12 protein-coding genes and 1 pseudogene are annotated in these 12,987 nt (G+C 70.6%); 7 read left to right on the top strand and 6 right to left on the bottom strand.

The window, feature by feature from the left end; genetic code table 11:
* Positions 1–122: 122 nt before the first annotated feature.
* The 7 genes and pseudogenes from DN069_RS14340 to DN069_RS14370 all read left to right on the top strand — a co-directional run.
* Positions 123–437: pseudogene (locus DN069_RS14340) on the top strand (FHA domain-containing protein); the annotation flags it as partial.
* Positions 438–447: 10 nt separating this feature from the next.
* Entirely contained in the window at positions 448–978 is a 531-nt protein-coding gene (locus DN069_RS14345; RefSeq protein WP_111501358.1) for an FHA domain-containing protein FhaB/FipA, read from the top strand.
* Between the two features lie 168 nt (positions 979–1,146).
* Positions 1,147–2,643: a PP2C family protein-serine/threonine phosphatase gene (locus tag DN069_RS14350; protein ID WP_111501359.1), complete on the top strand. Its 1,497-nt coding sequence runs from the start codon at positions 1,147–1,149 to the stop codon at positions 2,641–2,643.
* A gap of 42 nt (positions 2,644–2,685) precedes the next feature.
* A complete protein-coding gene (locus DN069_RS14355; RefSeq protein ID WP_243639218.1) occupies positions 2,686–4,065 on the top strand; it encodes an FtsW/RodA/SpoVE family cell cycle protein in 1,380 nt (459 codons plus the stop codon).
* A gap of 75 nt (positions 4,066–4,140) precedes the next feature.
* Positions 4,141–5,598 (top strand): peptidoglycan D,D-transpeptidase FtsI family protein, encoded by a 1,458-nt coding sequence (locus DN069_RS14360; RefSeq protein ID WP_111501360.1) that lies wholly within the window; start codon positions 4,141–4,143, stop codon positions 5,596–5,598.
* A 219-nt stretch (positions 5,599–5,817) separates the two neighbouring features.
* On the top strand, positions 5,818–7,776 hold the full coding sequence (gene pknB / locus DN069_RS14365; protein WP_111501361.1) for a Stk1 family PASTA domain-containing Ser/Thr kinase: 1,959 nt from the start codon (positions 5,818–5,820) through the stop codon (positions 7,774–7,776).
* A gap of 100 nt (positions 7,777–7,876) precedes the next feature.
* Complete coding sequence (locus DN069_RS14370; RefSeq protein WP_207892154.1) at positions 7,877–8,575, top strand: class I SAM-dependent methyltransferase; 699 nt, start codon at positions 7,877–7,879, stop codon at positions 8,573–8,575.
* Here DN069_RS14370 and DN069_RS14375 read toward each other — a convergent pair.
* From DN069_RS14375 to DN069_RS14400, 6 genes are all read right to left on the bottom strand, one after another.
* Positions 8,547–9,227, bottom strand: a complete 681-nt coding sequence (locus DN069_RS14375) for a restriction endonuclease (RefSeq protein ID WP_111501362.1) — start codon at positions 9,225–9,227, stop codon at positions 8,547–8,549. The two genes, DN069_RS14370 and DN069_RS14375, sit on opposite strands and share 29 nt — an antisense overlap.
* A 234-nt stretch (positions 9,228–9,461) precedes the next feature.
* Positions 9,462–10,388 carry a class E sortase gene (locus DN069_RS14380; RefSeq protein WP_424556284.1) on the bottom strand — a complete coding sequence of 309 codons (927 nt, stop codon included), beginning with the start codon at positions 10,386–10,388 and terminating at the stop codon, positions 9,462–9,464.
* Positions 10,385–11,038 carry an aminodeoxychorismate/anthranilate synthase component II gene (locus DN069_RS14385; RefSeq protein WP_111501363.1) on the bottom strand — a complete coding sequence of 218 codons (654 nt, stop codon included), beginning with the start codon at positions 11,036–11,038 and terminating at the stop codon, positions 10,385–10,387. The genes DN069_RS14380 and DN069_RS14385 overlap by 4 nt, the downstream gene beginning before the upstream one ends.
* Positions 11,038–11,319 carry a hypothetical protein gene (locus DN069_RS14390; protein ID WP_111501364.1) on the bottom strand — a complete coding sequence of 94 codons (282 nt, stop codon included), beginning with the start codon at positions 11,317–11,319 and terminating at the stop codon, positions 11,038–11,040. Before DN069_RS14390 ends, DN069_RS14385 begins: the two co-directional genes overlap by 1 nt.
* A gap of 67 nt (positions 11,320–11,386) precedes the next feature.
* On the bottom strand, positions 11,387–12,109 hold the full coding sequence (locus DN069_RS14395; protein ID WP_111501365.1) for a class E sortase: 723 nt from the start codon (positions 12,107–12,109) through the stop codon (positions 11,387–11,389).
* 23 nt (positions 12,110–12,132) lie between these two features.
* On the bottom strand, positions 12,133–12,891 hold the full coding sequence (locus DN069_RS14400) for a DUF881 domain-containing protein (RefSeq protein WP_111501394.1): 759 nt from the start codon (positions 12,889–12,891) through the stop codon (positions 12,133–12,135).
* Positions 12,892–12,987 lie beyond the last annotated feature (96 nt).

Here is a 12,987-nt window from a genome sequence, read left to right on the forward strand (position 1 = left end):
GTCCAGCTGGTGGCGCTGGCCGTTGACCTCGAGCCAGCGTCGACGCGCCCACCTCGTTCACCGGCAACCCGGCCCTGCGGCCGCCCGCCGAGAACAACGTGCACGCCTTCCCCGGCGCCCCGCAGCCGCCCGCGGCCCAGGGCCCGGCGGGTGCGAACGCGCGCCGCTGGCTCGAGGTCAACGGCCAGCGCCACCAGCTGGACCGTCCGGTCCTGGTGGTCGGCCGCAGCACCGAGGCCGACATCCGCGTGGACGACCCCGGCGTCTCCCGCCGGCACGCCGAGATCCGGGTCGGCAACCCGAGCATGGTGCTCGACCTCGGCTCCACGAACGGCATCGTGGTCGACGGCCAGCACACGACTCGCGCTACGCTCCGCGACGGCTCACGGATCGTCGTGGGCAGTACGACCATCGTCTACCGGCAAGCCGAAGGGTGACGCGGGGCACATGTCAGAGCTGACCCTCACGGTCATGCGGCTCGGGTTCCTGGCCGTGTTGTGGCTGTTCGTGATCGTCGCCGTCCAGGTGATCCGATCGGACCTGTTCGGCACGAAGATGACCCAGCGCGCCGCAACGACCGGCCGCCGCGGCGGCAACCCGAACACGGCCCGCCAGCCGTCCGCGGCGAGCGCGCCGCAGCAGCGCCAGCAGGCGCCCGCTCAGTCGCGGCAGCGCCGGGGCGCGCCGACCCACCTGGTGATCACCCAGGGTTCGCTGGCGGGCACCACCGTCGCGCTCCAGGGCCAGACCATCACGCTGGGCCGCGCCCACGACTCCACGATCGTGCTGGACGACGACTACGCGTCCTCCCGGCACGCCCGGATCTACCCGGACCAGAACGCGGGCGCCTGGGTCGTCGAGGACACCGGATCGACCAACGGCACCTTCCTCGACAACGCGCGGCTCACCAGCCCCACCCCGCTCCAGCCGGGGTCGGCGATCCGTATCGGCCGCACCGTCATCGAGCTGCGGAAGTGACGCGTCGATGAACCAGCGCGCGCACCACGGCCGGGGCGGCCGGACGCCGAGCCCGCACGGGGAACGGGCCCTGCTTCGACCGCTCCGGCGGCCAGGGCCGTACGATGCAGCAACGCACGCTGCACCGGGGCATCGCGCAGGGAACCGAGGGAAGGGGGCGGACGGCACATGAGCCTGGTGCTGCGATTCGCCGCCGGTTCGCACAAGGGCATGATCCGCGAGGGCAACGAGGACTCCGGTTACGCCGGTCCGCGCCTGCTCGCCGTCGCGGACGGCATGGGTGGACAGGCAGCGGGCGAGGTCGCCTCGTCGGAGGTGCTGTCCAGCATCGTCGAGCTCGACGAGACCGTCCCCGGAACCGACCCGATGGCCGCCCTGCAGGGCGCCGCCGAGCGTGCCAACGAGCGACTGCGCGTCCTGGTCGAGGCCGACCCGAGTCTTGAGGGCATGGGCACCACGCTCACCGCGATCCTGTGGACCGGTCAGACCGCCGGTCTGATCCACATCGGCGACTCCCGCGCCTACCTGCTGCGCGACGGCGTCCTCACGCAGATCACCACCGACCACACCTGGGTGCAGCGGCTCGTCGACGAGGGCCGGATCACCGAGGAGGAGGCCTCCACCCACCCGCAGCGCTCGCTGATCATGCGCGCGCTGATGGGCACCGGCGAGGTCGAGTCGGACCTGTCGATCCGTGAGGTCCGTGCCGGCGACCGCTACCTGCTCTGTTCCGACGGCCTGTCCGGTGTGGTCTCCCACCAGACGCTGGAGGAGACGCTCGGCAGCTACTACTCGCCCGAGCAGACCATCGCCGAGCTGATCGAGCTCGCACTGCGCGGCGGCGGCCCCGACAACATCACCTGCGTCGTCGCCGACGTGCTCGACGTGGGCGACGCCCCCGAGCACGACCCGATGGCCCAGTTCGACCACGCCCCGGTCGTGGTCGGCGCGGTCGCCGAGGGCACCGCGCTGAACCACCAGTCCGTCGCCAGCACCCCCGCCTCCCGCGCCGCCTCGCTCGGCCGCGGCGGCGCCCCGGGCGCCGAGTCCGAGGACGGCAGCGGCGGCTACCAGGAGTACGGCGAGTACGAGGGCGAGTTCGACGACGACTACGAGCCCGAGGGCCGCCGCAGCCGCCGCCGCGCCAAGGAGAAGAAGCGCCGCGGCTGGGTGCTGCCGACCACGGTCGGCGTCGTCCTGCTCGCCCTGCTGGGCGGCGGCGCGTACTTCGGCTACCAGTGGACGCAGACCCAGTACTACGTCGGCACCAACGGCGACCACCTGGCCGTCTACAAGGGCGTCTCGCAGAGCCTGGCCGGGCTGAAGCTCTCCTCGGTCTACGAGGACCACCCCGATGTCGCGCTGAAGGACCTGCCGAGCTTCGAGCAGAAGAACCTGCAGACGCCCGTCCCCGAGAACAACCTGGGCGACGCGCAGAGCCGGATCGCCAGCTACAAGCACGAGGCGACGATCTGCCAGCAGGTCCGCACCCCGGCCCCGGCGCCCAAGCCGAGCTCGTCGCCGACGCCCAAGCCGTCCGAGAGCGGCAAGGCCGGCGCCCACCCGTCCGGCTCCCCGAGCGCCTCGCCCAGCCCGCAGGCGTCCGCCTCCCCGTCGCTGAGCTCGTCGGACCAGACGCTGGCCCACCAGTGCGTGAGCTCCTGAGCCCGCCCGGCCTGCGCCCACCAACGGGGGCGGACGGCTGACGTGACCGCGCTGGAGAGTCCCGCTGTCGTGATCGCGCCCAAGGGCGCGCCGATCCGTCGGAACACGGAACTCTCCCTGCTGGTCTTCGCCGCGCTCGTCCCGGTGCTCGCCTACGCCGAGACGGGGCTGTCCATGGACGGCCGGCTCCCGGCCGGAATGCTCTGGTACGGCCTCGGGCTCGGCGGCTTCGCCCTGCTGGCGCACCTCTCCGTGCGGCGCTGCGCCCCGCACGCCGACCCGCTGATGCTGCCCATCGCCGCGCTGCTGAACGGCCTCGGACTGGTCTTCATCTGGCGCCTCGACAAGGCCCGCGAGCTGCACCCGAACTACCCGGCCGCACAGAACCAGCTGCTCTGGTCCGGGCTCGGCATCGCCCTGTTCGTCGCCGTGATGGCGCTGCTGAAGGACCACCGCCGGCTGCAGCGCTACACCTACCTCTCCGGCTTCGCCGCGCTGGTGCTGCTCGCGCTGCCCGCGTTCTTCCCGGCCCGCGCCGGGGACTTCGGGGCGCGGATCTGGCTGCACCTGGGCAGCTTCTCGATCCAGCCCGGTGAGTTCGTGAAGATCCTGCTGCCGGTCTTCTTCTCCGGCTTCCTGATGGTCAAGCGTGACGCCCTGGCACTGGCCAGCCGGCGCGTCCTCGGGCTCTACCTGCCGCGCGGGCGCGACCTCGGGCCGATCGTGGTGGTCTGGGCGCTCAGTGTGCTGATCCTCGTCTTCGAGACCGACCTCGGCACCTCGGTGCTCTTCTTCGGCATCTTCGTGGTGATGCTCTACGTCGCCACCCAGCGCACCAGCTGGGTGCTGTTCGGCGCGCTGATGGCCGGACTGGGCTTCTGGGCGGTGACGCGGGCCGAGGGCCACGTGCGCGGCCGGATCGACGAGTGGCTGCACCCGCTGGCCGCCGCCCGCGGGGCCGGGGTGGGCCAGATCGGCCAGGCGCTGTTCGCGCTCGGCGCGGGCGGCGCATTCGGCACCGGGCTCGGGCAGGGGCACTCCTGGCTGATCGGCTTCGCCGCCAAGAGCGACTTCATCCTCGGCACCATCGGCGAGGAGACCGGGGTCGCCGGGGTGATAGCGGTCCTGCTGCTCTACGGCCTGCTGGCCGAACGCGGGCTGCGCACCGCGCTCGCCGCCCGGGACCCGTTCGGCAAGCTGCTCGCGGTCGGGCTCGCCGCGGCCTTCGCGCTGCAGGTGTTCATCGTCGCGGGCGGCGTCACCGGTACGATCCCGCTGACCGGCATGACGCTGCCGTTCGTGGCCCAGGGCGGTTCCTCGGTGATCACCAACTGGGCGCTGGTCGCCGTGCTGCTCAAGATCAGTGATCTGGCCCGCCGGCCGGCTCCGGGGGAGTCACTGCAACCGGGCACCACGCCGTAGCCGTCATTGGGTCACAGGGCGCCGTTGTAGGGTGCCGAAGGTCGAGATGTCGAATGCCGCCGGAGTGAGCGCCACGTGAACAAGCCGATCCGCAGGGTCTCCGTGTTCTGCATGCTCCTGGTCCTGGCGCTGATGATCCGCGCCAACTGGGTCCAGGGCCTGGACGCGAGCGCGCTGAACGCGAACGTGCACAACAAGCGCACGGTCATCGAGGCCTACAGCTACCCGCGCGGCGACATCATCGTCGGCGGCCAGCCGGTCACCAAGGACCTGCTGGTCAACGGCAACTACTACAAGTACCGCCGGGCCTACGTGAACGGCCCGATGTACGCGCCGGTCACCGGCTACACCTCGCAGGTCTACGGCTCCAACCTGCTGGAGAACGTCGAGGACGGCATCCTGTCCGGGACCGACTCGCGGTTGTTCTTCCGCAACGCCCTGGACACCCTGACGGGCAAGGGGAAGCAGGGCGGCGACGTCGTCACCACGATCGACCCGAAGGTGCAGCAGGCCGGCTGGGACGGGCTGCAGGGCAAGAAGGGCGCAGCCGTCGCCCTGGACCCGAGCACCGGCGCGATCCTGGGCCTGGTCAGCTTCCCGTCGTACGACCCGAGCACCATCGCCGGCGCGAACGACCAGAAGGCGTGGGACGCGCTGGTCAACGACAAGACCAACCAGCCGATGCTGAACCGCGCACTGCGCGCGACCTACCCGCCCGGCTCGACCTTCAAGCTGATCACCGCGGCGGCGGCGCTGGAGACCGGCAAGGTCACCGACATCAACGCGCCCACCGACTCCCCGGACCCGTACATCCTGCCGGGCACCAACAACCAGAAGCTGGTCAACGAGGCCGGCGACACCGGTTGCCTGAACGCGACGATGAACGACGCGCTCGCGATGTCCTGCAACACCGTCTTCGGCAAGCTCGGCGCGGAGATCGGCCAGCAGAAGATGCTGGACGAGGCCCAGAAGTTCGGCTTCAACAACTCCTCGATGACCATCCCGGTCGGCGTCACGGCCAGCAACTTCGACACCAACATGGGCCCGGCGCAGACCGCGCAGTCCTCCATCGGCCAGTTCGACACCAAGGCCACCCCGCTGCAGATGGCCATGGTCGCCGCCGCGATCTGCAACAACGGCACGCTGATGAAGCCCTACCTGGTCGCCGAGGAGCGCTCGGCCACCAACTCGGTGATCTCGCAGACCTCGCCGACCCAGCTGTCCCAGGCCACCAGCTCCGACGTCGCCGCCAAGCTCCAGACGATGATGGTCAACGTGGTCAAGAACGGCACCGGCACCACCGCCCAGATCCCGGGCGTCACCGTCGGCGGCAAGACCGGTACCGCGCAGCACGGCGTGGACAACGCCGACAACCCCTACGCCTGGTTCGTCTCCTGGGCCAAGGACGGCAACAAGCAGATCGCCGTGGCCGTCGTGGTCGAGGACAGCGACACCGTCCGCAACGACATCTCGGGCATGCACCTGGCCGCTCCGATCGCCAAGGCGATGATGCAGGCGTACCTCGGAAAGTGACCTCGGTCACGCCCGGCGACACTGCGCCGAACGGTGGGTGACGGAAAGCACGTTCGTTGTGTTCGTCCAGCGCAGACGTATTCCAGTCTTGTATCAGGTCGTCCGGCGAATCCGCTTTGACTTGCGAGCCCGGTAGCGTATCCGCAGCAGCGGTCTGTCCGCCCGCGCCATCACACCCGGGGTGAGGTGGGCAGAACGGAGAGGGAGAGGGCTCGAACCATGGAAGAACCGCGTCGCCTCGGCGGCCGGTACGAGCTGGGCGGCGTTCTCGGACGCGGCGGCATGGCCGAGGTGTACATCGGCCATGACACCCGGCTCGGGCGCGCCGTCGCCGTCAAGACGCTGCGGACCGACATGGCCCGCGACCCGTCTTTCCAGGCCCGGTTCCGCCGCGAGGCACAGTCCGCGGCGTCACTGAACCACCCCTCGATCGTGGCGGTCTACGACACGGGCGAGGACTACATCGACGGAATCTCCATCCCGTACATCGTGATGGAGTACGTCGACGGCTCCACCCTGCGCGAGCTCCTGCACTCCGGCCGCCGGCTGCTGCCCGAGCGCGCCATGGAGATGTGCATCGGCATCCTGCAGGCCCTGGAGTACTCGCACCGCAACGGCATCGTGCACCGCGACATCAAGCCCGCGAACGTCATGCTGACGCGCACGGGCCAGGTCAAGGTCATGGACTTCGGCATCGCCCGCGCCATGGGCGACGCCGGGATGACCATGACGCAGACCGCCGCGGTCATCGGCACCGCCCAGTACCTCTCCCCCGAGCAGGCCAAGGGCGAGCAGGTCGACGCCCGCTCCGACCTGTACTCCACCGGCTGCCTGCTCTACGAGCTGCTCACGCTGCGCCCGCCCTTCGTCGGCGACTCCCCCGTGGCCGTGGCCTACCAGCACGTCCGCGAGGAGGCCAACCCGCCGTCGTTCTACGACGCGGAGCTGCGCCCCGAGTACGACGCCATCGTGATGAAGGCGCTGGCCAAGGACCGCGACTTCCGCTACCAGTCCGCGGACGAGATGCGCGCCGACATCGAGCGCGCCCTCGACGGCCTGCCGGTCGCCGCGGCGTCCGCGCCCACCATGGCGATGGGCATGAACGGCTACGGCCAGCAGGCCGACGGCCGCACCATGGCGATGCCGCCGGTCCCCGGCGGCCAGACCAGCATCCTGCCCGGCAACAGCGGGGGCTACGACGCGGGCGGCGACGGCTACGAGCCGGGCGGCTACGACGACGAGTACGGCGACGGCTACGGCGGCCGCGGCGAACGCCGCCGCGCGGCGGCGGGCGGCGGCAAGAACCGCAACACCTCGGTGATCGTCCTGGTCGTCGCGGCGGTGCTGGTGCTGCTCGGCGCGTTCTTCGTCACCAAGTCGATGTTCGGCAGCAGCGCCCCGCAGACGATGCAGGTGCCCTCACTCACCGGGCAGTCGTTCACCGAGGCCCAGGCCATCGTGACCAACACCTTCGGCACCAAGGTCACCCTGAAGCAGGGCCAGGCCATCGCCTGCGACGCGAACACCGCCGACAAGGGCAAGGTCTGCAAGCAGGACCCGACGGCCGGCAGCACGATCCAACAGGGCGGCACCATCACCGTCCAGCTGAGCAGCGGCCCGCTGACGGGCGGCGTCCCGAACCTCGACGGCATGAGCGTCGACGCGGCCACCGCGGCGCTGACCGCCAAGGGCTTCCAGCTCGGCCAGACGACGCAGCAGACGTCGTCGACGGTGCCGAAGAACCAGATCATCAGCTACTCGCCGACCGGCAGTCAGCCCAAGGGCACCTCGATCGACATCGTGGTCTCCAGCGGCCAGGCACTGGCCACCATCCCGAGCGACCTGGTCGGCCAGTCCTACGACCAGGCCTGCGCGGAGCTCAAGTCCCAGCAGCTGAACTGTGCCAAGCAGATCCTGACCCAGGCCGACCCGCAGTACGGGGCGAACTCGGTCACCCAGGTCCAGTACAACGGCCAGCCTGGCGCGGGCCAGCAGGTGCCCGCCGGTACGGCGATCCTGCTGGTGGTCAACCCGGACGCCACCGCCACCAACCAGGGCCAGACCGCCGGCCAGACCGGCGGCACCCCGTCCGGCAACCCGAGCAGCCCCATAGGGGGTCTCATCGGCGGTCCGGGGAACGGCAACGGCAACCCGGGCAATGGCAACGGCGGCGGCTGATCCGCTGAGTCCGTAGCGCGAGGGGCGCGGGAACTGCTGTCGCAGTTCCCGCGCCCCTCCCGTATTGCACGGCGCTTCCCCGGCCCACCAGACTGGCGCGGTGATCCCCATCACCCCCGCTCCCGCGCCGAACGCCGCGGACTTCGTCCGCACCCACACCCGGCTGGCCCCGGCCAGCCCCGGCTTCCTCACCGAGGTCCGGCTCCATCTCGCCGACCAGGTCTTCGCGTTGTGGGAGGAGACGGAGACCGCGTCCGGCCGCGACAACGCCCCGCCCCCGTTCTGGGCCCAGGCCTGGGCAGGCGGCCTCGCCCTCGCCCGCTACGTCCTGGACCACCCCGAGACCGTCGCCGGCCGCCACGTCCTCGACCTCGCCTCGGGCTCGGGCCTGGTCGCCATCGCGGCCGTGAAAGCCGGCGCCGCGAGCGTGGCCGTCAGCGAGATCGACCCGCTGGCCCTCGACGCCATCTCCCTCAACGCCGCCGCCAACGCCGCCCCCCTCGGCCCCTCCCTCGGCGACGTCCTCGACGCCGACCCCACCCCCACCGCCGACGTCGTCCTCGTCGGCGACGCCTTCTACGAACGCACCCTCGCCACCCGGGTCCTCGCCTTCCTGACCCGCGCCCGCTCCCACGGCGCCACCGCCCTCGTGGGCGACCCGGGGCGCACCTACCTGCCCCGGACCGTCTTCGACTCCGTCGCGACCTACGCCGTCCCCGTCCAGCGTGAGCTGGAGGACACGGAGACGAAGCAGACGACGGTGTGGAAACTCAGCGGCACCGTCGCCGCCGCAACCTGACCCCACACTCCGCCCGCAACTCGGCCAACTCCTCCCGGACCCCGGCCAGCGTGTCCTGGACCGCGCCGATCGCGCACTCGACGTTGGTGACCTTCACACTCAGCGCACCGATCACCTCGGTGTGCGGCTTGAGCCGCGCATCGATCCGCGCGTCCACGATCTCGCACGCGACCCGCGCCGCGGTCGTGGCCGCGAGCTCGGTGACGTACCGCTCCAGCACCCCGGGCGCAGCCTGGGTGGACTCCTCGACGTCGAGCAGGTACACCCGCACCCGCCGCGCGACGTCGCTGTCGCGAAGGAGCATGGCGACGTTCAGCACCGCGCGGCGGTTGAGCAGGGTCAGGTTCGAGCGGAGTGCCTGTGGATAACTCTTGTTCGAGAGGGACAAGATGTCCCTCTCGAAGCCGACCAGCGCTTCTCCCCGAAGCACGGTCATCCCGTTCGATTCCAGCTCTTCGCGGTGCCGCTGGACGATCTTCTTGATCGCCTCGAACTCGACCTCGAAGTACTCGGCCACCAAGGCCGTCGTGACGTGCATGCCGTCCGGCAGCAGTTGGAGCGCCTTGACCTTGTCCAGCACCTCGACGCGCTCGCAGACGCGCGCTCGCATGGTGCGGGACTCCAACAGGACGGCCTGATCGTTGGTACTCATCGTTCGGTGGTCCTTCCACTCATCGGGAATGCGAGAGATGGAAGAGGTGTCAGGGCACGCCACAGACCGATGAAATCCTCGGGGCTCCCCTGTACGTGTCGTCGACTCACCGTGCTGCCCGCACACCGGTCCCGGTCGTATCACGTCGCACCACGTCGCCCCGGAATCTCATCCGCCCGGTTCAACGACGCAGCTCACAGGCGGTTACGCCATCGGAGCGAATCAGATGACTAGTCAGCCCGACAGGGCCGCGGGCATCCGGTTCGCGCTCTTGGGGAGGTCCTCAACGAGCTTTCCCCACACGGCCATTCGATACGTCGAGGTGAATTCGGGCGTGCAGGTGGTCAGGGTGATGTAGCGGCCCGGGCCCTTGAAGCCGCTCTGTGGGGGGACCGGGGCGATGACGGAGACGTTGTCCGGGGAGGTCTGCGGGAGGGAGCTGGCGACGATGTAGGTGTACCAGTCGTAGGCCGTCTCCACGACGATCTTGTCGCCCGGGGCCAGGCGGGGGATGTAGCGGAACGGCTCGCCGTGGGTGTTGCGGTGGCCCGCCAGGGCGAAGTTGCCCGAGGGGGCCCAGGGGAAGGCCGTCTCCTGGGAGCCGGTGTAGTGGCCGACCAGGCCGTTGTCGAGGATGGACTCCTTGTCGGTGCCCTCCGCGATCGGGGTCTTCACGTCCAGCTTGGGAATGTAGATGATCGCGAACTTCGTCCCCGCCGGGACGGAACTCGGGTACGGCGGATGGCTCTTGGCCGTCGAGTCGCCGCCCCACTGGTGCTCCAGCGTCGAGGCCTGGCCCTGCGCGTACTGGTCCGCGCGCACGTTGGTCCACCACAGCTGGTAGGCCACGAAGAGGATCATCACCGCACCGAGCGTGATCAGCAGCTCCCCGAACGCCCGCACCGCGATGATGCCGGGGCCGTCCTTGCGCGCCTTCGCGGCGCGACGCCGGGCCGCCCGGCCGCCGGCGGCCGGCGGGGGAGTCGCACCCGCACCGCGCCGCCGCGCGGCGCGACCACCGGTCGGCGTGGGCGCGGAGGGCGGGGGAGGGGCGGGCACCCGCAGAGCCAGGGTCTCCCGGTCGGGCTCGTCCGCGAAGAACGAGCCCCAGTCTGGCTCAGGCTCGGGCTCCGCGCCGGGTTCCGGGCGCACCGCGGTCACGCGACCGCCGCTCGGCCGATCACCGGAGCCAGCCCGGCCGAGCGGGCGACCGCCCCCGGATCGCCACAGACGGTCAGCCAGTTGGCGAGCATCCGGTGGCCGCCCTCGGTCAGCACCGACTCGGGGTGGAACTGGACGCCCTCGACCGCCAACTCCTTGTGGCGCAGGCCCATGATGACGCCGGTGTCCGTCCACGCCGTCACGTGCAGCACGTCCGGCACGGTGTCGCGCTCGACGGCGAGCGAGTGGTAGCGGGTGGCGGTCAGCGGCGACTGCAGGCCGGCGAAGACGCCGCCGTCCTCGTGGCTGACCGGTGAGGTCTTGCCGTGCAGCAGCTCCGGCGCGCGGTCGACGACCGCGCCGTACGCGACGGCGATGGACTGCAGGCCGAGGCAGACGCCGAAGACCGGCAGCCCGATGCCGGCGCAGTGGTGCACCATCTCGATGCAGACCCCGGCCTCCTCGGGCGCGCCCGGCCCGGGGGAGAGCAGCACCCCGTCGTAGGCGTCCTTGGTGACCGCCGCGAGGTCCACCTCGTCGTTGCGCCGCACCTCGCACTCCGCGCCCAGCTGGTACAGGTACTGGACCAGGTTGAAGACGAAGCTGTCGTAGTTGTCGACGACCAGGATGCGAGCAGGACGGGGGGACATCAGGCTGCGACTCCGTGGTTCTGGAAGAGCTCGGCGACCGGCAGGCGGTGCGCGCCGTTGAGCGTGGAGGTGGACGCGGAGGGACCGGGCGACGGCGGGGCCGTGGAACCCGTGCCGGTACCGGTGCCGTTGACGGTCACGTCGCCGAAGGGGAGCAGCGGCTCCAGCTTCGGGAAGACGAACTGGAACAGCACGAAGACGGCGGCCAGGAAGAGCAGCAGGCACTGCAGCGCGCGCAGCGGCGCGTTGCCGGGCAGCTTGCGCCACAGAAAGCCGTACATCGAGCGTGCCTCCTCCTGTCGGGCACCAGGGTAACGGCCACCCCTGTGCCTCAGGGTTGATCCGCGCCTATCCGGACAGACCTGGCGGCGTGCCGGCCGACACGGGCGTAGTGGAGACCAGGTGGCCCCACTCGATCAGCCGGTGGCTGTGCCCCCAGGCCGGATCGCAGGTGGTCAGGGTCAGATATGCGCCCGGCTGGGTGAAGCCGGACTCCGGCGGCACCGGATCGAGCACGTGGATGTCGGTCGGCAGGGTCCGCAGCGGGGTGCGGTCGAGCTGGTAGACGTACCAGAAGTGCCCGTCGTCGACGTAGATCCGGTCCCCCGGGCGCAGCAGTGGGAAGTCGTTGAAGGGGTTTCCCCAGGTGCGGCGGTGTCCGGCCAGCGCGAAGTTGCCCACCTGGCCCGGCTCCGCGGTGCCGGTGTAGTGGCCGATGCCCTTCTGCAGGTCGGTCTCACCGGTGCCCTCGATGATCGGCTTCTTCCAGTCCGGACCGAAGCGCGGGATGTAGAGGACGGCGAAGGCATGGTCGGGCGGGTAGGCGACCTGGGTCGGCGTCGGGGACGGAGCGGCCGCGGGCCCGGCGGGCGCGGAGGGGGTAGCGGTGGGCGTGGGTGCGACGTTCAGCTCGGGCTGGTCCCACTGCTGCTGCAGCCGGTCCATCTCCCCCGCCATCGCCTGGTCGGCCGAGATGTTCGTCCAGAACAGCAGGTAGCAGGTGAGCAGCACGATCAGCGCGCCGACGGTGATGCACAGCTCGACCAGCGTCCGGGCGACCAACCGTCCCACCGCGCCGTCCTCCCCGCGCCCTGCTACCCCGCCTTGGCGAACTGGAGGTCCACTGTGCCCGAGTAACCCGGAAGAGTCATCGCCCGTGACGAGGCGACTTTCCAGCCGAGCCCGTACGCGGTCACGTACTGCAGATAGGTCTGGATATAGGTGTCACCGGTCAGCGAGGTCTCGAGCGCCTTGGGGGTGCCGACCGCGCGGATCACGTACGGCGGGGAGTAGACGCGGCCCTGCAGGATCAGCTGGTTGCCGACGCAGCGCACCGCGCTGGTGGAGATCAGCCGCTGGTCCTGCACCTGGATGCCGCGAGCCCCGCCGCGCCACAGCGCGTTGACGACGGCCTGCAGGTCCTGCTGGTGGATGACCAGGTCGTCGGGCTGCGGCTGCGGCACCCCGGGGATCCGCGCGGTGGCGTTCGGCGGCGCGTCGTTGAGGGTGACGGTCAGCCCGGCGCCGCTGATCGGGTCGAGACCGGCGGCCTGCTCCAATGCGTTGAGACGCACCTGGTCGGCGGGGTTGGCGACGTGCTGCTGGGCCAGCGCGTCGATCTGCGCGCGCAGCGCGGCGACCTGGGCGTCGGCGTCGGCGTTGTCGTGGCTGCGCTGCTGTATCAGGTCGGACAGGCGCAGCAGGGTGTTGTCGTTGCGCAGGTCGGTGCCGTTGGCAGTGCGGGCGCTGGTGTAGAAGAGGAAGCCGGCGAGTGCGAAGATCAAGCACGTCAGGGCACGCCCGACATGTCGCCCGGAGAAACCCGGGAGACGCGGACGGGAAGTTCCCTCGATCGGAGGATTCTCCGACGCGGGCGGAACTTCTTCCGAATCTGCCACGTACCCTTATCTCCTTCCGACTCCCAGAGCCACTACGCTAACGGACGCCGG

The sequence above is a fragment of the Streptacidiphilus pinicola genome (genome assembly GCF_003258295.1).
In the GTDB taxonomy this organism is placed as follows: domain Bacteria; phylum Actinomycetota; class Actinomycetes; order Streptomycetales; family Streptomycetaceae; genus Streptacidiphilus; species Streptacidiphilus pinicola.